General features: G+C 37.7%; 19 protein-coding genes. 12 read left to right on the plus strand and 7 right to left on the minus strand.

Features of this window, described 5'->3' with window-relative positions:
- Positions 1-23 precede the first annotated feature (23 nt).
- From LY11_RS20805 to LY11_RS20820, 4 genes are read left to right on the plus strand one after another with little or no spacing between them, the layout of a single operon-like run.
- The gene (locus LY11_RS20805) at positions 24-2537 is read left to right on the plus strand and encodes a tape measure protein (RefSeq protein ID WP_111635561.1); all 2514 of its coding nucleotides are present in this window, start codon (positions 24-26) and stop codon (positions 2535-2537) included.
- Entirely contained in the window at positions 2537-4528 is a 1992-nt protein-coding gene (locus tag LY11_RS20810; protein WP_111635562.1) for a hypothetical protein, read from the plus strand. The genes LY11_RS20805 and LY11_RS20810 overlap by 1 nt, the downstream gene beginning before the upstream one ends.
- Positions 4529-4540: 12 nt before the next feature.
- Entirely contained in the window at positions 4541-4981 is a 441-nt protein-coding gene (locus LY11_RS20815; protein WP_111635563.1) for a lysozyme, read from the plus strand.
- Positions 4978-5406, plus strand: a complete 429-nt coding sequence (locus LY11_RS20820) for a phage holin family protein (protein ID WP_111635564.1) — start codon at positions 4978-4980, stop codon at positions 5404-5406. Before LY11_RS20815 ends, LY11_RS20820 begins: the two co-directional genes overlap by 4 nt.
- Before the next feature lie 3 nt (positions 5407-5409).
- On the opposite strand, the gene LY11_RS20825 is transcribed toward LY11_RS20820, so the two are convergent.
- A complete protein-coding gene (locus LY11_RS20825) occupies positions 5410-6198 on the minus strand; it encodes an Abi-alpha family protein (protein WP_111635565.1) in 789 nt (262 codons plus the stop codon).
- A gap of 83 nt (positions 6199-6281) precedes the next feature.
- Here LY11_RS20825 and LY11_RS20830 point away from each other — a divergent pair, with 83 nt between their 5' ends.
- Genes LY11_RS20830 through LY11_RS20840 form a run of 3 tightly spaced genes read left to right on the plus strand, consistent with a single transcriptional unit; the run spans position 6282 to position 7175 of the window.
- On the plus strand, positions 6282-6635 hold the full coding sequence (locus LY11_RS20830) for a hypothetical protein (RefSeq protein WP_111635566.1): 354 nt from the start codon (positions 6282-6284) through the stop codon (positions 6633-6635).
- A gap of 7 nt (positions 6636-6642) precedes the next feature.
- Entirely contained in the window at positions 6643-6945 is a 303-nt protein-coding gene (locus LY11_RS20835) for a hypothetical protein (protein WP_111635567.1), read from the plus strand.
- 2 nt (positions 6946-6947) lie between these two features.
- Positions 6948-7175, plus strand: coding sequence for a hypothetical protein (locus tag LY11_RS20840; RefSeq protein WP_111635568.1), 228 nt, complete (start codon positions 6948-6950; stop codon positions 7173-7175).
- A gap of 244 nt (positions 7176-7419) precedes the next feature.
- On the opposite strand, the gene LY11_RS20845 is transcribed toward LY11_RS20840, so the two are convergent.
- Entirely contained in the window at positions 7420-8298 is an 879-nt protein-coding gene (locus LY11_RS20845) for a 1-aminocyclopropane-1-carboxylate deaminase/D-cysteine desulfhydrase (protein WP_111635569.1), read from the minus strand.
- A gap of 172 nt (positions 8299-8470) precedes the next feature.
- On the opposite strand from LY11_RS20845, the gene LY11_RS20850 reads away from it, so the two are divergent.
- Both LY11_RS20850 and LY11_RS20855 read left to right on the plus strand, forming a co-directional pair.
- Positions 8471-9499 carry an RluA family pseudouridine synthase gene (locus LY11_RS20850; protein WP_111635570.1) on the plus strand — a complete coding sequence of 343 codons (1029 nt, stop codon included), beginning with the start codon at positions 8471-8473 and terminating at the stop codon, positions 9497-9499.
- Between the two features lie 7 nt (positions 9500-9506).
- Positions 9507-10346 carry an aminotransferase class IV gene (locus LY11_RS20855; RefSeq protein WP_111635571.1) on the plus strand — a complete coding sequence of 280 codons (840 nt, stop codon included), beginning with the start codon at positions 9507-9509 and terminating at the stop codon, positions 10344-10346.
- 8 nt (positions 10347-10354) lie between these two features.
- Here LY11_RS20855 and fmt read toward each other — a convergent pair whose 3' ends face one another.
- The gene (gene fmt, locus LY11_RS20860) at positions 10355-11263 is read right to left on the minus strand and encodes a methionyl-tRNA formyltransferase (RefSeq protein WP_111635572.1); all 909 of its coding nucleotides are present in this window, start codon (positions 11261-11263) and stop codon (positions 10355-10357) included.
- A 114-nt stretch (positions 11264-11377) separates the two neighbouring features.
- Here fmt and LY11_RS20865 point away from each other — a divergent pair, with 114 nt between their 5' ends.
- Positions 11378-12427 (plus strand): DNA topoisomerase IB, encoded by a 1050-nt coding sequence (locus LY11_RS20865; protein WP_111635573.1) that lies wholly within the window; start codon positions 11378-11380, stop codon positions 12425-12427.
- 9 nt (positions 12428-12436) lie between these two features.
- On the opposite strand, the gene LY11_RS20870 is transcribed toward LY11_RS20865, so the two are convergent.
- Complete coding sequence (locus LY11_RS20870) at positions 12437-13186, minus strand: DeoR/GlpR family DNA-binding transcription regulator (RefSeq protein ID WP_111635574.1); 750 nt, start codon at positions 13184-13186, stop codon at positions 12437-12439.
- 88 nt (positions 13187-13274) lie between these two features.
- On the opposite strand from LY11_RS20870, the gene LY11_RS20875 reads away from it, so the two are divergent.
- On the plus strand, positions 13275-13826 hold the full coding sequence (locus LY11_RS20875; protein WP_111635575.1) for a 5' nucleotidase, NT5C type: 552 nt from the start codon (positions 13275-13277) through the stop codon (positions 13824-13826).
- A gap of 58 nt (positions 13827-13884) precedes the next feature.
- Here LY11_RS20875 and LY11_RS20880 read toward each other — a convergent pair whose 3' ends face one another.
- Both LY11_RS20880 and LY11_RS20885 read right to left on the minus strand, forming a co-directional pair.
- Positions 13885-14097: a hypothetical protein gene (locus LY11_RS20880; protein WP_111635576.1), complete on the minus strand. Its 213-nt coding sequence runs from the start codon at positions 14095-14097 to the stop codon at positions 13885-13887.
- Positions 14098-14114: 17 nt separating this feature from the next.
- Entirely contained in the window at positions 14115-15371 is a 1257-nt protein-coding gene (locus LY11_RS20885; RefSeq protein WP_111635577.1) for an exo-beta-N-acetylmuramidase NamZ family protein, read from the minus strand.
- A gap of 105 nt (positions 15372-15476) precedes the next feature.
- Here LY11_RS20885 and LY11_RS20890 point away from each other — a divergent pair, with 105 nt between their 5' ends.
- Positions 15477-16697, plus strand: a complete 1221-nt coding sequence (locus LY11_RS20890; RefSeq protein WP_111635613.1) for an ABC transporter permease — start codon at positions 15477-15479, stop codon at positions 16695-16697.
- Positions 16698-16769: 72 nt separating this feature from the next.
- On the opposite strand, the gene LY11_RS20895 is transcribed toward LY11_RS20890, so the two are convergent.
- Positions 16770-19178 (minus strand): alpha/beta hydrolase family protein, encoded by a 2409-nt coding sequence (locus tag LY11_RS20895; protein WP_111635578.1) that lies wholly within the window; start codon positions 19176-19178, stop codon positions 16770-16772.
- Positions 19179-19356: the final 178 nt, after the last annotated feature.

The raw sequence follows: 19356 nt of genomic DNA on the forward strand, positions 1-19356 counted from the left end.
GGGTTTTTTAATACAACAATACATTGTCTGAGAATTTAAATTTCAAATTTACCGCTGACATATCATCATTTCAATCTGCAATCGCAACAGTCCAATCTGGTCTAAAAGCTACAGGCGAGAAGATGAAAGATATTGGTGGGCAATTGTCTACCTATGTTTCACTTCCTTTAGCTGCACTAGGTACTGCTGCAATCAAAGCATTTGGAGACATTCAATCATTGAAGAATGGTTTAACTGCTGTTACTGGATCTGCTTCATTAGCTGAAAAGCAATTTATCAGGTTAAAAGATATTGCAAGATTACCTGGATTAGGTTTGGAAGAGGCTGTCGCTGGATCGATTAATTTACAAGTAATTGGATTCAGTGCAGAAAAAGCTGAAAAGGCAATGAAGGCATTTGGTAATGCAGTTGCTACAGTTGGGAAAGGTAAAGAAGATTTTAAAGGAGCTCTTTATGGCCTTCAACAATTAGCGAACACTGATTTACCATTGGCCGAAGATTTAAACATCATCAAGGAACGGATACCACAGGTAACACCATTGTTAAAAGAAGCATTCGGTACGGCTCGTTCTGATGAATTAGCTAAAATGGGTATTACCTCTGCTCAACTTGTTGATACTATTATAGATGGTCTGGCCAAACTACCACCAGTAACAGGAGGTATTAATGCAGCGTTTGAAAACCTAGGCGATGGTATAAAGAATAATCTGGCTGATGTTGGGCAAGTAATTAATAACGCATTTGATATTTCTGGAATCATTGACTCTGTTGTTGAGAGTATAACTGAGTTAGTAACCTATTTTAAAGATTTAAGTCCTGAAATTCAGAAGACCATAGTCATATTTGGTGGCTTAGGTGTGGTCATACCACCACTTTTAGTCGCATTAGGCGTATTTGTTGGAACAATTTTGCCTGCATTAATAGCTGGTTTTGCTGCATTATTATCACCCGTTGGTTTTGTTGTGGTTGCTATTGCTGGTGCAGCAGTTCTTATTGTTGAAAATTGGGATTCTGTTGTAGCATATTTCAAATCTGGTGAAGGTGCTGAAATTTGGCAAGGTATAAAGGATGGAGCGATAGAACTCTTCAATTCATTGAAAAACATCTTTATTTCCATTAAAGATTTTGTTAAAACAGTATGGAATCTGATTGGTATTGATCTCATCGCAATTATAACAACGGCTTTTGGAGAAATAAAATCAATTATTGTAAATGTATTGGACGGTATTTCTGCAATAGTTAAAGTATTCACCTCAATATTTAAAGGTGATTGGGCTGGTTTAGGTGAAGGATTAGCAACATTAACTCATGCTATCTGGAACGGTGTAGTAGATATCATCAAAAACGCACTGAAAATTACAGCCAACTTATTGGGTGCTTTTTTCAAAATCATTGGAATGACTCAATTGGGCGATGCTTTATCCGCTACTTCTAAAGGGTATGATAAAATGTTTGATTCTATCAAATTTGGTGCTGACAAAGCGTCTAAAGCGATAAAATCACTTAAAAAAGAAGCTTTGTCTGATGATGAAGTTAGCCCTAAAACAACTGCTAAATCTGTAACCAAGAAATCAAAAGATGAAAAGAAGATTGATGATGTTTATTCCAATTTAGAGATTGGTCTAAAACAGGTTGATGTTTCATTTCAAACAACATTCGATGAGAGAGCATTACAAAAGATTGGTGAATACCAGCAAGCTATTAATGGCTTAATCAAAAATGGAGTTAATCCTTTATCTGACGCAGTAAAAGCGTTGCAGGAACAACAGCAAAGGCACGTTCAGTTACCTCAATTAAAAAATGCTCCTTCTGTTGCATCAGCTGCACCAGAAACAAGAAATTCTAAAGGTACTATAGGTGTAAAGTTTGATGGAACGAGAGCAAAAGATGCCTTCAAAGAAATCACTGATGAACAGCGTAAAATATTTAGAGAGACTCAAAAATTCAACGAAGAATTCAATTCAATGGTTACATCTGGATTGGGGACAGGTATAGCTGACGCGTTTAATTCTATAGGTGAAGCTTTCGCAAGTGGTGGTAATGCAATGCAATCTTTCGGTGAATCAATCATCAAATCATTTGCGGGGTTTTTAAGTTCATTTGGTGATTTACTGATCAAATACGGTATTGCAGCAGTCATCAAAGGTAAATTGGATATAGCAGCAGCTTTGCCAGTAGTAGGTATAGGTGCAGGTATAGCAGCAATTGCAGCAGGTGCGGCTTTGAAATTAGCAGCAGGTGCATTTAGTGGTTTAATGGGAACGGGATCAAAAGGTTCATCATCAAAAGCCAGTAAAGAAAATCAAACTGCATTTGCAAATGGAGGTATTGTTTCAGGTCGTTTAACAAATGCAATGGTAGGTGAATATCCTTCAGCGGGACGTGGGAATCCTGAAATTATCGCACCATTAAATAAGCTTAAATCATTGATTGGTGAAACAGGTGGTATGAGTGGGGACGTAATATTTACTGTGCAAGGCGACAAGCTAGTAGGGGTCTTGAATAACTATAATAAACGTCAATATAGGGCAAGTTAATGAGTTACGGTATCAAATATAAATGTGAATTCACTTCAACATTAAACAAAAATATAAAGGTTTATATCCTTAAAAAGGATTATAATTCAGCACAGATTGAACTTAGAATGGGTGGTGAACCTGCTCGTATTAATTATACTGGTGGTTCAGAATCTAAGTTTGATATCATAAGAGGTAGCGAATGTATTCTGGAATTCTATTCCGAATATGATGGACAATTTCAGGAAATAATGCTTGCGGATGCTCAGGATTATCAGGTGCAAATTTGGAAATCCGATCAAATGATTTGGCAAGGTTATGTAATTCAGGATAATTATTCTGAACCGTTTCTTGCTGCACCATACTTAGTTTCAATTCGTGCAACTGATGGACTTGGTAATTTAAAGCATAATGATTTTATGGCTGATGATACTTCATTTTATTTAGATAAGATGACTTGTATTGAAGTGATCCAGAAATGTTTAGCTAAATTGAAAAATGGCACGCAGGTAATAACATCTGTTGATCTTTTTGAAACCAGAATTAGTAGATCAGAGGCAAATAATGAGGCTTTAAACTGTATTTCAGTTAACCCATATTTGTTCATTAAAGACGACTTAAACGCGCTTAAATGTAATGTGGCCTTATCTTATATACTAGAAGTTTTTAACGCTTACATCTATTATAAAGCAGGTAAATACTACATTGAAAGACTTAGTTACAAACTGAATGATATAATCACTAGGCGTGTCTATAATATCAATTTTGATGGTTCAATATCTGCTGTTGTAAAATCTTACACGGAAAATATATCAAGAATAATAAGCAGGGACAGTGGATTGAGATTAATCAATGCTGATCATAATATCACTTATCAAACACCATTTAATAAAGTTCAGATTGATTCTGATGTGGTGAATAGTAATAATATCGTTGTAAACTCATTCTTTAGAAATTGGAACAACAGTATTGGTATTCCTTTCAATTGGGTAAAATCAGGAATATTCGCAATCAGTAAACTTACCTATATAACTACAGGTGATGCGATCAGAGTTACTCAGAAGGCAACAGATGCTCAGTTAAACTATACGACTAATAAACTAACTGCTGGTAATGTTAATTTTTCTGGATATAAAACCACAGCCAAATTATCTATAAAGTTTGCCTCAAATGGTAACGCAAGATTTATGGTTAAGGCTTCAACTGCAACAAAGAGCTATTACTTGTATTGTACCAGCTCTGTTCAGACTGGGGATATTACTGATCCAAATTTTGAATTTAAATACACTGGAAGTTGGAAAGATTATGCTACCCATTGTACCATAGAGAGAGGAACAGATTCTCGTTCTGAGATTGATGCTTGGTATGTAAGTAATATCACCGATATGAATTTACCAGCAGATATCAAAAGTTTAGAGTTTTCATTATTGCCAGCTTTTGATACTAGCAAGTTTACTGGTGGATACAGAGTCCGACAGTTTACACCAATCATTACCACTAGTGAGGCAAGTGATTATTATGGGCAGAGGTATAATATATCATCCAGTAAGGTAAACAGAGAAACTTTTACCGATTTAAAACCTGCTTTGGGGGAGTTTGGTAATGTTTCGTTAGTTAATCAAACCAGGTTAAATGATGATTTTACACTAAACTGGTACAGAGATGGGAAGACAGAAACTAGGCCATTATTAGAGCTCGTAGGACAAACCATTTTGAATCAATATAGATGCCCTTTTAGGCAGTTCTCAGGTAGTCTTTATGGTGAGTTTGATTTCTCTATGGTATATAAAATAAATGGATTAGACGGTAGATATATCCCTTTCAAAGCTGGGATAAGCTTAAAGTCTGATACAATAGATGTTGAATTTTTTGAATTATTAAATGATACTGATGAGGTGTCAGATAAGATTGGGAAGGTTACAAATTATAAGGATTCAAATTATACAACTAATCCAGATCCGACAAGTGAGTACCGTCCGCAACCTAGTAGAAGCGGAGGTGGTAGAAATTAACAGAATAATACATTGAAAATTAACAAATTAGGTAGGGATTTTATTTACCATGAAGAGGGAGTTGTACTCAAAGCATACCTAGACCAGGTTAAAATCCCAACAATAGGAGTAGGGTTTACCTTTTATCCAGGCACAGGTAAAAAAGTAAAAATGGGTGATAAAATCACTCAGACAGAATGTGATCAGATATTTGATCAAATCATAAAAATATATGAAGAGGGTGTCAATGGTGCTGTTAAATTAGTTTTAACACAAAATCAGTTTAATGCATTGGTATCGCTATGTTTCAACATTGGTGTCGCTGCATTTAGCAAATCAACATTGGTGAAAAAGATTAACGCTAAATCTCCTATTGCTGAGATTGAAAAGTGGCTACTGGTATGGTGTAATGCAGGTGGTAGACCTATCCTGTTACCACGCAGAAAGCGGGAATTTAAATTGTATACATCATGATATCAGAAATTCTTAAACAGGCTGTAGTCTGGTTTTTAAAACTCTGTACTTTCATTTTGATTTATATAACCCCGATTCACTCAATTTTGATTACAGTCTATCTGCTATTGAGTTTTGACCTGGTCAGCGGAATAACAAAAGCGTTAAAAGTTGGAGAGAAAATAACAGCTGCAAAATTGAAATTATCAATAATCAAATTTATGTATTATAGCCTGGGCATAATTGCAGCATTCCAAATTGATACTGCTATGATCAGTCCTGATTCATTGTTATTGACCAGGATTATTGCTGGTTATATTACTATGGTAGAATTTAAAAGTCTAATTGAAAATATCAGCGTTATCACTGGTAGAGATATTTGGATGGCAGTAAAAGATAAAATAATTGATATTTTTAATCTGAAGGTGATGAAGAAAGGGGAGTAATTATTACATTTTGGCTTTATTATATATATCTAATAAGTCAATATTATCATGCACATAAGGCTCAAGTCTGGTTCTGTAAAAATTCTTCAAATCACCTTTATATCCTTGCGTTTTTGAGTAAAAATTTAGGAGAAACAGTGATGGGTAAAATGCTATAGCTTGTGGTTCTGAATTTGCTTCAGCACCTGTCTTAAGTCCAAATAAATTATTGGATTTTAAAATTGACATTTCAGCATGAAGTTGATAAACATCGTCAATACCAGTTAATTTACATAATTCATCGACAAGCAAGATATATTTCTTGCCTACAAGAGTCGAGTTTGATTCTCCATAATCGAACACTTTGCAGTTTTCACACACATTATTAATCATTTTGGCTTGTGTAGGGGTTAAGTTTTTAAGGATATTAGTAAACAATAAATTTGTTTCATCAGCCGCTGGATTTGCAGACGCAACTAAAAGTCCAGCCCACATATCTTGCAATTCTTCTTTTTCACATAATGATCCTGATTCCAAAAAATCATTCATAATTCGTGGGTGAATAGTCAATTCATTATTTGTGAAATCAATTTTTTTGTCAGCCTTTTCAACCATCTCAATGATGTTTTTAAGTCGCCAATGCCTTACTTTGTCCTTTAAATATAGGCCAAATTCTTCTGTAGCGGGAAGACAAACACGACTTAATATTGCGCTTACGCCATCAAAAGATTTTTCTACAAATAACTTTACTGTTTCACCATAAGGTGCTATTCCAAATAGGTCTACTGATTTTGTAGTTGATTTTTCTTCCATTCAATCTTAATTACTGCTTACCAATATTACAAAAACTTTTCAACATCATATTCGTTTACTAAAAATATTAGTAATATTTGTATGTGGATTGGTCTGAGCAAACAATTGATAAATTTAATATTAGATGTAAATCGTTTATTACAGGTAATAAATATCTGAGGGGGCACACTTGTGATTGGGGCGAAATAATTACCCTGGGTGCTGATAATTTTGTTCACATTAAGCTTGATTATATGAGTTCTCATTATCATGAAAAATGGATTACTGATAAAGCTTTGGAATATTGTGCAGCTTTTGTAAACAAGCTAAAACCTACAATACAAGAGTTTATGATTGAAAATAATCTTCCAACCCGACCTTTCACATTTAGATTTTTAATTGATAATAAGCCTAGTTTTCAATTTTTGACCGTTGAGAACGAAGTAGTATATAAATAATATCAGTATGAATAACGATGTATATTTTGCGAATCGAGATAGGGTTTTAAAGCATTTTGTAAATGAAGCGATCAAATCTGGCTACTGGATTTATGAGCCTGACTCTAAAATGTGGTACACGCCAGAAGAATTTCTTCACAAATATTCTGATCGAAAATTGAATCTAAGAGATGGTTGGTTAGATGCATTTAAAATAATGAATCCGCTTAGAGGCTTGGATGCTGCTGACACTATAGTTCAAAAAATCAATGAAAAGAAAGCTGGATTTCAGAAGAAAATACTTGAATATTATCAATCTAAAATCAAATAACTATGGAAACGCTATACTATAACACAGGAGAAATGATTCTTACTATTAATTATCCAATTGATGAAAGTGGTCATTACTGCATAGAGACCGAATATGACACGGAGATAGGACATTTATTTGTTGATGGTATTAATGAAGCCACCCAAACTCCAATTTGGAAAGGCACCACTGAAGAGGTGAATCAAATCGCTGCCGAATTAGGAGAATTTATAGAACGTTCTGATCTGTAATTTTCCTTATGAGTCCAGGGGATTATTAGGGGATAAAAAAGGGGATAAAATGCTCTAAAAATATATACTTTTCAACACTTTTAATTTTTAAAATACCTCTCTAAGTATATTTAAAGAGGCTTTTGTTTTGCTCTTCTTTAAACAGTTTAAAGTATGATTTTAACGGAAAAATATTTTTAACGTCACAAATGTTGATAATTTTCATGACACCGCTCAAACAGATTCCTCTTAACAACGGCAGATTTCAGGCTTTTAATTTATCTTTCATCCCCATGATCCCCAATAAGCCGCCAGTATGCAAAGCCACAATTTTTTCCTCCTTCGCAAAATAACCCTGAAGCGCTAAATCGTTAATTGCGAAAAACATTTTTGCCGTATAAACAGGGTCGATCAACATTCCATGCTCAGCCGTAAAACCCTTTATAAAGTCCAGCAAACCGGGAGTAGTTTTTGCATAACCACCAAAATGATAATCCGTATGTAAAATCAATCGCGGATCATCCGTAGCAACATAACTGCTCATTTCCTCCCTGATAAACTCACCACCCTTTAAGACAGGAATCACATGGAGCTTCGTTTTTAAACCAGCCTTTTGAATTCCCTGTAACAAACCTGCAGCCGTTGTACCAGTTCCCGCTGCACAAAACAAATGAGCAGTATCCTGCGGCAGCCCGGCAATAATTTCAGCACAACCCAGTACTGCTTCAGCACAAGCACCACCCTCATCTATAAAATAAGTGTCAGGATGTTTTAATGAAAACGACGAATAGCAACCAGCCTTATCCTTATAAGTTTCCCTGTCAATGAAAATCAGTTCCATCCCATATAAAGAACAAAGCACCAGCATTTCATTGTTTACCTTTTCACCCCTCACAAAAGCCGTTGCCTTTAATCCTGATCTCGCAGCTGCGGATGCAGCAGCCACCAGGTGATTCGAATAAGCCCCGCCAAAAGTGACCAGATGCGTTTTTCTTTTGGCTATAACATCCTGTAAAATATACTTCAGTTTACGCCACTTATTCCCTGAAATATAAGGATCAATTAAATCATCTCTTTTGACCCAGAACTCAGATAAATGCGCATGTTTTAACTGCTGTAACGGGCTATGTAAATCTGTAAACATGAACAAATTTAACGCGTTTAGCTTAAAATTAAACTATAAACAATTTTATCAACTAAATTTCAACTTTTCTACAACTTAAAGATTAGTTTTGTAAAATGGTATTATTATAGGGTCTGCTCTCCTGAAGAGTGCCAGGCTGTGTATTTGTCCATAACATTTGACAAAATAAATAATGGAAAACAATAACAACGGACTGGAATTAGAAGAGCAGGATTTATACGAACATTTTAATATTGTTGTAGACAAAGGGCAGTCCTTATTGCGAATAGATAAATTTTTGATGCACCGTATGGAGAATGCTTCAAGAAATCGTATACAAAATGCGATTGAAGCAGGGAACGTACTGGTGAATAAAGCCACTATAAAAGCAAGCTATAAAGTTAAACCAGCTGATGAGATTTCGATCGTGTTTCCTCATCCGCCAAGAGATACTGAAGTTTATCCCGAAGATATTCCTTTAAATATCGTCTATGAAGATGATGATTTACTGATTGTGAATAAGGTGGCAGGAATGGTTGTACACCCTGGATTTAACAACTATACAGGAACATTGGTCAATGCACTTGCCTTCCATTTTGAATCCTTACCACAATTACCAGGTAATGAAGGCAGACCGGGACTGGTACACCGTATTGACAAAGATACTTCGGGACTGCTGATTATCAGTAAGAACGAAATTACGATGACTAAACTGGCTAAACAGTTTTTTGACCACAGTATCACCAGAAAATACCTGGCACTGGCCTGGGGTGACATTAAAGAAAATGGTACCGTTTCCGGTTATATTGGCCGTAGCGCTAAAAACAGGATCGTCATGGATGTTTATGACGAAGAAGACAAAGGAAAATGGTCAGTTACACACTATACTGTATTAGAGCGTTTAGGTTATGTGACTTTAATCAGTTGCCAGCTTGAAACAGGACGTACACATCAGATCAGAGCTCACATGCAGCACATCGGTCACCCTTTATTTAACGATGCGAATTACGGTGGAGATAAGATCCTTAAAGGAACGACGTTTACAAAGTATAAACAATATGTAGCCAACTGCTTTGAAATGTTACCGCGACAAGCCTTACATGCACAGACTTTAGGTTTTATACACCCAACCACCAAGGAATATATGGAGTTTGAAGCACCATTGCCTCCGGACTTTGATTCTGTACTTAACAAATGGAGAAACTACATCGCACAGCCATAACAATTTAATGCAACAAGAATATATTTTACATAACGATCAATTCATTGCGATAGACCAGGCTATCCTGACAGCCAAAAACAGAGGCTTCAGGTATGGCGACGGCCTGTTTGAATCTATGCGCATGTCTGGCGGTAAACTAAAGTTTGCTGAACTGCATGCGGATCGTTTGCAAGCGGGGATGAATGCGTTAAAAATGGAAGGGGGGATTCTGTTTGATGATTACTTCCTGAAACAGAAAACTGCTGAGCTTTGTAAGCGCAATAAACTAAAAGATAATGTGAGGTTCCGCCTGTCCGTTTACCGCGAAGGTGAAGGGCTTTATACCCCTGATGGTAACAAATCAGGATACGTACTGGAAGCAGGCCCGCTCGCTCCGGGAGGTTACGAACTGAATAAAAAGGGGCTGATCATCAATGTTTACGACGAGATCACTAAACCGATTAATAAACTTTCTACTTATAAGACCAGTAATTCCTTACTCTATGTGATGGCAGGTTTATATAAACAACAAAACCGGCTGGATGAAGCTTTTATATTAAACCAGCATGGGTTTCTTTGCGAAAGTATCAGCTCCAATGTTTTTGTGGTTTACGATAAGCAGATTTATACCCCAGCCCTTTCCGAAGGATGTATAGCCGGGGTAATGCGTAACGTAGTGATGAAAGTGGCTAAAACCAACCAGATTCCTGTAATCGAAGCACAAATTAATCCTGAAGTCTTAAATGAGGCAGACGAGGTATTTATTACCAACGCCACATCCGGTATACGCTGGGTGATGGGCTATGGTAAAAAGCGATATTTTAATGAAATCACCAAGTCTTTAAGTTCTTTACTCAATGCGTTATAGCTGATTAGCTATAAACGCATTCCTCTTAAAAATTCATCAACCAGCATTCTTTTTTTACCCTCATACTGTACATCTAGTAAAGTAATATAGCCATCCTGAGCAGCAAACTTTAAATAGGTCTTACCATCTGTCAGAAATGTTCCCGGAGCTGCCGAAGGAGCTGTTTCTTCAAAACCTGCTTTGAAAATCTTAATTGTTTTTTCATTCAGTTCTGCAAATGCAGTAGGGTATGGACTAAGCCCTCTGATCAGGTTATAGATTGTTTTTACAGGATTGTTCCAGTCTACTTTACAGAACTCTTTGAATATTTTAGGCGCATGTTTCAGCTCAGCAGAAAAAATCTGAGGTTGTTCTTTATAATCATTGGCTTCAATTGCTTTGACTGTTTTAACCAGTAAACCAGCACCAGCTTCCATCAAATGATCATGCAGATCGCCAGCTGTATCATCTTCAGCAATAGGCACTGTCTCTGAGAAAATTACATCCCCGGTATCGATTTCATGTTTCAGGAAGAACGTAGTTACTCCGCTTTCTTTTTCCCCATTGATGATCGCATGATTAATTGGCGCGGCCCCACGGTATTGTGGTAAAAGGGAACCATGCAGATTAATAGTTCCTTTGGCAGGCATATTCCATACGACTTCCGGTAACATACGGAAAGCCACAACCACATGCAGGTCTGCATTTAAAGCTTTCAGCTCCGCGATAAAATCAGGATCTTTTAACTTCAATGGCTGCAATACCTTTAAACCTTTTTCTACAGCATATTTTTTAACCGCACTTTCCTGTAATTTCTGCCCTCTTCCTGCTGGTTTATCCGCTGCGGTAACGACTCCCACGATTTCAAATCCGGCTTCCGCTAAAGCATTTAAAGAAGCAACGGCAAAATCTGGCGTTCCCATGAAAACTATTTTCATATGTGTTTGTTTGGTTTATTCGTGATCAAATTATTGTAAGGCCATGATGTTTGAACATCCTGTCTTTCTTTAGCAAAATAACTAAAAATTTAACGCATATTTTGTTTAATCTATATGGTTCAGACTTCAGAAGAAATTAAAGAAATTGGTTTGGTATATGTTACTGACAGTATGCCTGGTCTTTACCGTAAAGGAAAACCCGGAAAGTTTTATTACGAAGACCATAACGGTCAGCGGGTAAAAGACGAGGCGCAGCTGGAAAGAATTAAGGCACTGGTCTTACCACCCGCCTGGACTGAAGTGTGGATTGCTGCAAAAAAGAATGCCTATTTGCAGGCAACAGGAATGGATGCCGCAAAACGCAAACAATACCGTTACCATACCAAATGGACTTCCAGAAGGTCTGATCTTAAATATTACCGGTTGCTGGAATTCGGGAAAGCTTTGCCGCAAGCCAGGAAGAGAATTGCAAAAGACCTGAAGAGGCCTGTATACGACGAACAAAAGGTTTTGGCTATTTGTGTGCAGCTGATGCAAAAGACGCTTATCAGGGTAGGTAATGAGGCTTATGCGCAACTCTATGGTAGCTATGGTTTATCCACCTTAAGAAACAAACACGCTAAAATAAATGGAAATGTGCTCCAGTTAAAATTTGTAGGTAAGAAAGGGGTGAAGCAAAAAGTTGCACTGAACGATAAGAATCTGGCAAAAATGGTGAAAAGTTGTATGGAGATTCCAGGGCAGGACTTATTCCAGTATTATACAGCCGATTCAGAACGCAGGGCGATAGATTCAGGGATGATTAATAACTATATCAAAGAAATTACCGGGAGTGATTTTACCGCTAAAGACTTTCGTACCTGGGGCGGCACGCTCGAAGCACTAAGGCAGCTTGCTATTTGTACCGGCAATGTGGAAGAAGAACGGCCTAAGAAAAAGATTGTTACCGAAGTTTTGAAATGTGTAGCCAGTAAATTAGGAAATACACCCGCTGTCTGTAAAAGTTCTTATGTATATCCGCTGCTGCTGGAAGCTTTTGAAAATGACAGGCTATTAAAGTATATGAAGAAAATACATACCACCAAACCTGATACTATTCAGGCGATGGAAAACGACGAAAAAGTATTAATGCAGTTTCTCAAAGCCGTCCAGAAGAAAGTATAACCAGTTTCTTTATTCCAGCCTGATGCCCAGATCACGATAACTTTTAAGGTTTTCATGGTTAGGGTCTGTATCCGTAATAATAATATCAAGGTCACTTGTACTGGTGATATAATAAGACTCTGTGGTGTCCAGCTTTTCAAATGTGGCAATCGCGATAACTTGTTTGGAAGTCTCTACCATTGCTTTTTTAATCTGGCAGTCTTCATAACTGATACCCGTTACCCCAGAGATCAGATCGATGCTGCATATACCAAGAAAACAGATGTCCGGCCGGATACCGCGGATAGTTTGTATCACTTCAAAACCTGTTGTGGAAAAAGAGGATTTATTTAACCTGCCGCCTAAAAAGATAACTTCAATGAAAGGGTGATCTTCCAGTACAGTTGCCACAGGAAAACTATTGGTGACCACGGTGATCTGCAAATCTCTCGGCAAATGTGTTGCAATAGCCAGCACAGAAGTACCTGAGTCAAATAAAACCACCTGACCGTTTTTAATCAGCTTTATTGCCTTTTGGGCGATGATTTCTTTATGAGATACGTCGTAATGTTCTCTTTCCCGGAAATGCTGCGGGATGGGGGAGCGGGAAATCGCCCCGCCACGCACTGCTTTTAACAATCCCTGGTCAGATAATTCTTTAATATCACGTCTTACAGTATCTTCAGAAACTGCTAATAATGTACTTAAATCACCTAAAAGTACTTTTCGCTCTTTACGGATATGCTCAATAATCAGTTGTAATCTTTCTGCCTTAATCATCTTAGTTGCAAAGATACAAATAAAAACTATTCTATTATTGCAATATATTGCAGCTTATTGCTATATTTGTTGCAATATATTACGAATTATGAATAGAAATAGAAAAACAATAGCCATCGATATGGATGGTGTGATTGCCGATACAGAAGCACAGTTTATGGATTGGTATGAAAAAGAACATGGAATACGGGTTCCAAGAGAAGAAAGATTAGGAGTACCAGAACCTGATGGGTTTCCTGACAAAACTGCGATCAGAAGATATGTTTATACCTCTGGGTTTTTCAGGACAATCCCTGTTATGCCGGGAGCAATTGAAGCGGTGAAGACTTTAATGGAAGATTACGAGGTTTTCATTGTATCTGCAGCAACAGAATTTCCGCAATGTTTATCCGAAAAACTGGAATGGTTAAATGAATATTTTCCTTTTATCAGCTGGACAAATATTGTTTTGTGTGGTGATAAGAGTATCATTGATACCGATTACCTGATTGATGACCATTGTAAGAACCTTGACTTTTGCAAAGGCAGGCCAATTATGTTTAATGGATCACATAATGTAAATCAGTTGCACCATACCCGGGTAATGAATTGGGATGAAGTACTGGATTTGTTTGAGAAAGAAAAGCTTTCAGTCGTATAGCTATTTAATATAGCCGGATAAAGATAAAAACCTCCTCCCGATTTGGGAAGAGAGTTCTTTATGCGTCTTTTTTAGGTGCTTTCTTTATAGATTCAACAGGTTGTTCTTCCCGTTCTCTCTTTTTTGCAGGATTTTTAAAATGAGGCTCATCCTGAGTATAATCTTCATCCTCAGGTTTTTTTACTGCCTTATTTCCTTCATCAACCTCAGGAACCGGCTCTTGAAAGTTGCTGCTTGGTTTCTCATTTTTTCTTTTAGGGTCCTTGTTCATCACTGATCAGTTTAAGGTTAAGGATACAGCAAGTATTTCTTGCGCATCTTTTTATACTGACTTAATCCTGGTTCCCAGCTTGCCCTGATTTCTTTTTCAGATTTGCCTGCAATAATTTGCTCCCTTAAGCTATAAACACCAGCAAGCTTATCAAAATTATTCATTTGCTTGCTGAGCTTGAAGTTGAAGAAATCTGCTTTATCGGGATAAGCCTGGTACAATTCAATAAGCCACTTAAGATTTAACACCTTATCCTTCCTAAGGTTTGAAATATTATAATTTCTCAGATCTAAACCATAACATTCCTGGTTTTGATGTAAGGGAGTTTCTGCCATTCCCTTGATACTTTTGGGCGTAAACGAAAAACTATATTTTCCTTTCAATGCTGGTGCACCTAAAACTGTAAATGGAAACAGGGTTCCCCGTCCCTGGCTCAGATACGTGCCTTCAAAAAGACAAAGCGTAGGGTAAAGTAAAATTGATTGTTGTGTATTTAGATTTGGAGACGGCTTCACAGGTAAATCGTAGGGCATATCGTGGTTATAATCTGCCACTTTAATAATCGTGATTTTACACTGGACTTTATTTTTCAGCCAGCCTTCCCCATTTAACATTTGTGCGTATTCGCCGACAGTCAATCCATGGACAATTGGAATTGGTTTCAAACCGATACCCGATACCAGTCTGGAATCCAGAATAGGGCCGTCTATATAAAACCCGTTAGGATTTGGTCTGTCCAGAATAATCAGTTCTTTCTTATTTTCTGCGCAGGCCTGCATCACATACTGCAGGGTATTGATATAAGTGTAGAAACGTACGCCCACATCCTGAATGTCAAAAACCATTATATCGACATCAGCTAAGTCTGCCGGGGTAGGGATTTCATGTTTACCATATAAGGAAACTGCTTTAATCCCTGTTTTCTGATCGATCGCATCGTCTACTTTTATTCCCGCACTGGCATCACCTCTGAAACCATGTTCCGGGCCGAAGATTTTGACAATATTTACACCGCGTTTTAAAAGGCTGTCTACCGATGTGGTTTCATTAATCACAGAAGTTGGGTTGACTACCATTCCGACCCGTTTTCCTTTCAGCAACGGCAGATATTTCTCCGTTTGCGCTGCCCCGGTCAGCATTTCATGGCCAGTGGTTTTTTGTACTGCTGGTTTGACGCTGGAACTATCACTATCAGTCATTTTGGAATTAGCACAGGCCTGTATGCTGAGCATAGCCAGGCAAATCGGGAATATTACGGAAGAAGATAGTTTCATAAGACCTTTTTTTACTTATTATAGTTGAATTCAAAATCAAATAACCATTTTTGCTATTGTCTGTTTTTGTTTAACCAGGCTCTAAGTTACAGTTTATTAAAAATTTTGAATACAGAATATTTCATAGCCAGGCGAATTGCCATCAAATCAGAACGCACATTTTCTAAGCTTATCGTCCGTATTGCTATTGCGGGGGTAATGCTGAGTCTTGCGGTCATGATGTTATCGATTGCCATTATCAAAGGCTTTAAAACAGAAATACAAGAAAAAGTAAGAGGATTTGTTGGGGATGTAAGAATTTTTAAACTCGATTTAAACAATTCTTTTGAACTGACACCTTTTGTTCCTACCGCCAAAACTCTGGCTGATCTGAAACAAAATAAGGATATTGCTTACTTCCAGGCTTATGCTACAAAACCAGCTATTATTTCGGCGAACGACGAAGTAGAAGGGATTAATTTCAAAGGTATAGACCGTAATTTTAACTGGGATTATATCACCAAACACTTAGTGAGTGGCAGGATCATGGATTTTTCAGACAGCACTAAAGCGACAAAAGAAATCCTGATTTCTTCTTTCACTGCCAACCGGCTGAAGCTTAAAACCGGAGATAGCTTTGTCATGTACTTTGTACAGAACCCGCCGCGTAAACGTCCTTTTAAAATTGTAGGTATTTATGATATTGGCGTAGAAGAAATTGATAAAAGTTTTGTACTGGGAGATATTAACATCATCAGGCGTTTAAATAACTGGCAGCCCAATGAGATTGGCGCTATTGAAATCAAACTTAAAAACTTTTCACGTCTGCAGGCTGCCTCTGACAAGATTTATTCTTCGATGGAGATTAACCTTAAATCAGAATCTGTCAAAGAATATTTTCCCAATATCTTCACCTGGTTATCCTTGCTGGATGTGAATACCAGGGTATTGCTTGTTTTAATGATGATTGTCGGGGTAATTAATATGATTACTGCCTTGCTGATCATGATTCTGGAAAGAACCAATATGATTGGCATGTTAAAAGCCTTTGGGATGACTGATTTTAGTGTGATGAAAGTCTTTTTATACAATGCTTTGTACCTGGTTGGGGTAGGCCTGGTACTCGGCAACATCCTGGGTCTGGGTTTGGGCTTCCTGCAACAATATACCCATGTCTTCAGGCTGAACCAGGGGTCTTATTATTTGTCTTATGTGCCGATAGAATTTCATTTTACTGATGTGCTGCTTCTTAATGTTGCAATAATTGTAATTTGTTTCGTGGTATTGATCCTGCCATCCCTGCTGGTGAGCAGAATATCTCCGCTCAAAGCGATACGCTTTAAATAACGGTTTTACTCTTATAAAAAAAGGTTGCAATCTATGTAGATGCAACCTTTTTTTATAAGAGTATTTAGTCTTTTACTTTGCGTTTTTTACATATTTATCTAACCACGCATTCATTTCCCAAAGGCAGTGCAAGATGTTTTCTTTACCACGGTAACCGTGTGCCTCATAAGGTAGAAAGACTAATCTTGTTGTTCCGCCATGGCCTTTGATCGCATTGAACAAACGCTCACTGTTAATTGGGAAAGTACCTGTATTATCATCAGAGTCTCCATGAATCAATAAAAGCGGGGTTTTAATCTTATCCGCATAACTGAAAGGGCTCATTTCATAATATAGCTTTGGCACTTCCCAGTAAGTACGGTCTTCATTCTGGAACCCAAAAGGGGTCAAAGTTCTGTTATAAGCACCACTGCGTGCAATACCAGCTTTAAACAGGTTGGTATGCGCCAGTAAATTTGCAGTCATGAATGCGCCATAACTATGTCCGCCTACAGCCATTCTGTTTCTATCTCCAACACCAAGGTCGGCAAGTTTATTGATCGCGGCTTCTGCATTTAATTTTAACTGATCCACGAAAGTATCATTAGGTTTTTTTCCTTCTTTCGCTACAATTGGCATTTCAGCATTGTCAAGGACTGCATACCCTTGGGTAACCCAGTAAATCGGAGTACCCCAGCTCAGTACTGTAAAACGATCTTTAGATCCTCTGATTTGTGCTGCATCTGCTGCAGAGTTAAATTCACGTGGATAAGCCCAGATCAGTGTTGGCAACGGGCCGTCTTTGGCTTTGTCATAACCTTTCGGCAAATATAAATTACCAGTAAGATCTATACCATCAGCACGTTTGTAAGTGATTTTTTCTTTAGTAGTTCCTTCCAGACCCGGGTATGGGTTAATAAAATCAGTTACTGGTCTGTCGGCCATTCTAAGTACCAGGTTTTTAATGTAATAGTTTGGTACTTCTTTTTGCGACTCTTTCCTGGTTAACAATACTAACTTGTTAGCATCCAGCACATCTACCACATATTCATAAGAACCTTCCGCACTGCGCCAGATAATCTCGTTCTTTTTAGAAGCCAGATCAAATTTCGCCAGGAACGGTAAATCGCCTTTTGGAGAAGAACCAGTTATATTGTTCATTAATAACTTAGTACCGTTATCGACAGTTTGCACTACCTTCCGGCCAAATGCGTTCTTTTCTGTAACCGGGTTACCTGGGTTATTGTAATTATCAGTCTCATTCAATTCATAAAGAGTTTCTATTGTACCTGTAGTTGGGTTATAGCGGCTCAGTTTGATGGTTTGTTTCCCATGAAGTTCTTCTTTAACCAGGGCCAGGGTTTCATTTCCCCAGATGGTTTCGCGGTAACGGGTTGCTGTTTTAAAAAGCTCTTTAGCCTCACCAGAGAATGGTGCACTTAAGGCAAAAACCGCATCATGAAAAGGTACTGTTTTTTTGATCAGCCCGCTGTCCAGTGGTTGAGCCCAGGTAATGGTAGCCGCCTGATCTGCTCTCCACTCGTAGTTGCGGGGAACGTTTTGTGTATTGTCATAGCCCGACGGAGTACTTTCTTTAGAAGGTAATTCTGCCAGAACTTTAATCGATTTACCAGACAGATCCGTGATTTTTACTGTAGTTGGAAAACCATAAGCAGGAACCAGGTAAGAGAAAGGCTTGCTGATTGTTTCCTGCAGCAGATATTTTTTATCCGGAGAAACATTAACATCAGCATACATTGCCGGCTGGCCGATTAAAGTTTGCTTTCCACTTTTATATTGAACCAATTGCGAGGTTGCAAAGAATTCAAATAACTGCTCATCAAACGGAGTTTTGATTAAATCCTGGTAAGTTGGGTTTGGTGCCGCTTTACCAATATTCTGTTGTATGGAAGGGCCTTTAGGTAATAATGGCTTAACCGGGATCGCACTGGCTGGTTTTGTAGCTACCCTGTATAAAATGGTCTGATCATCTACCCAGGTAATTCCAGCTCCTAAAGTTACATTTAAAGGTTGTTGGTTAATTTTAACAGCTTTTAAAGTGGCAATATCTATAGTATATAAATCAACACCCTTTTGAGTAGTCTGTGTGAAAGATATTTTATTTTGTGAAGGATTCCATGCTGCGTTAGCTGCAGCTAATGGAACAGGAAGACCAGTAATTTTGGCGATTTTTCCTGTTTTAATATTTTTCAGCGTAAAGTCGTTAATAAATGTCTGTCTGCTCGGAGAGAAATTATTAGGGTTGATGCGTAATCCTGCAATACGGAATTCAGGCATGGCTAATTCTTCCACAGAAGGATAAGAGTCTCTGGTGCTTAGCAGCATCCATTCTGCTTTACTGTCAAGACTAACAGTAGGTGTGGGTTTGGCTAATAAAAGATCAGCAATTGCTTTTGGCGGCAGTTGGTAATTGACCGCATCCTGTGCAAATACGCCAGTTGCAGCCGTAAATAAAAATAAGGTGAGTAGTGATTTTTTCATATTGATGGGAATTTGTTAATCTGGTAAAACTACAAAATCCCGTTACCTGATTAGCTTTAATCGTATCAAAATATTGATACAATAGGAATTTAAACCTGATATTTTACGGTTTCGTATAGATTATACCGGATATTGTGCTTATTTCCGTAAATTTGGCGAAATATCAATTTTAACTGAA

Source organism: Pedobacter cryoconitis (assembly GCF_003259615.1).
Classification (GTDB): Bacteria; Bacteroidota; Bacteroidia; order Sphingobacteriales; family Sphingobacteriaceae; genus Pedobacter; species Pedobacter cryoconitis.

What these genes read in the sequence shown, in the direction of transcription:
- LY11_RS20845 (WP_111635569.1), bottom strand. Translation starts at nt 8,298, where the DNA reads ATGTTTACAGATTTACATAGCCCGTTACAGCAGTTAAAACATGCGCAT.
- LY11_RS20820 (WP_111635564.1), top strand. Translation starts at nt 4,978, where the DNA reads ATGATATCAGAAATTCTTAAACAGGCTGTAGTCTGGTTTTTAAAACTC.
- LY11_RS20855 (WP_111635571.1), top strand. Translation starts at nt 9,507, where the DNA reads ATGCAACAAGAATATATTTTACATAACGATCAATTCATTGCGATAGAC.
- LY11_RS20870 (WP_111635574.1), bottom strand. Translation starts at nt 13,186, where the DNA reads ATGATTAAGGCAGAAAGATTACAACTGATTATTGAGCATATCCGTAAA.
- LY11_RS20810 (WP_111635562.1), top strand. Translation starts at nt 2,537, where the DNA reads ATGAGTTACGGTATCAAATATAAATGTGAATTCACTTCAACATTAAAC.
- fmt (WP_111635572.1), bottom strand. Translation starts at nt 11,263, where the DNA reads ATGAAAATAGTTTTCATGGGAACGCCAGATTTTGCCGTTGCTTCTTTA.
- LY11_RS20825 (WP_111635565.1), bottom strand. Translation starts at nt 6,198, where the DNA reads ATGGAAGAAAAATCAACTACAAAATCAGTAGACCTATTTGGAATAGCA.
- LY11_RS20865 (WP_111635573.1), top strand. Translation starts at nt 11,378, where the DNA reads ATGGTTCAGACTTCAGAAGAAATTAAAGAAATTGGTTTGGTATATGTT.
- LY11_RS20895 (WP_111635578.1), bottom strand. Translation starts at nt 19,178, where the DNA reads ATGAAAAAATCACTACTCACCTTATTTTTATTTACGGCTGCAACTGGC.
- LY11_RS20840 (WP_111635568.1), top strand. Translation starts at nt 6,948, where the DNA reads ATGGAAACGCTATACTATAACACAGGAGAAATGATTCTTACTATTAAT.
- LY11_RS20880 (WP_111635576.1), bottom strand. Translation starts at nt 14,097, where the DNA reads ATGAACAAGGACCCTAAAAGAAAAAATGAGAAACCAAGCAGCAACTTT.
- LY11_RS20850 (WP_111635570.1), top strand. Translation starts at nt 8,471, where the DNA reads ATGGAAAACAATAACAACGGACTGGAATTAGAAGAGCAGGATTTATAC.
- LY11_RS20835 (WP_111635567.1), top strand. Translation starts at nt 6,643, where the DNA reads ATGAATAACGATGTATATTTTGCGAATCGAGATAGGGTTTTAAAGCAT.
- LY11_RS20875 (WP_111635575.1), top strand. Translation starts at nt 13,275, where the DNA reads ATGAATAGAAATAGAAAAACAATAGCCATCGATATGGATGGTGTGATT.
- LY11_RS20885 (WP_111635577.1), bottom strand. Translation starts at nt 15,371, where the DNA reads ATGAAACTATCTTCTTCCGTAATATTCCCGATTTGCCTGGCTATGCTC.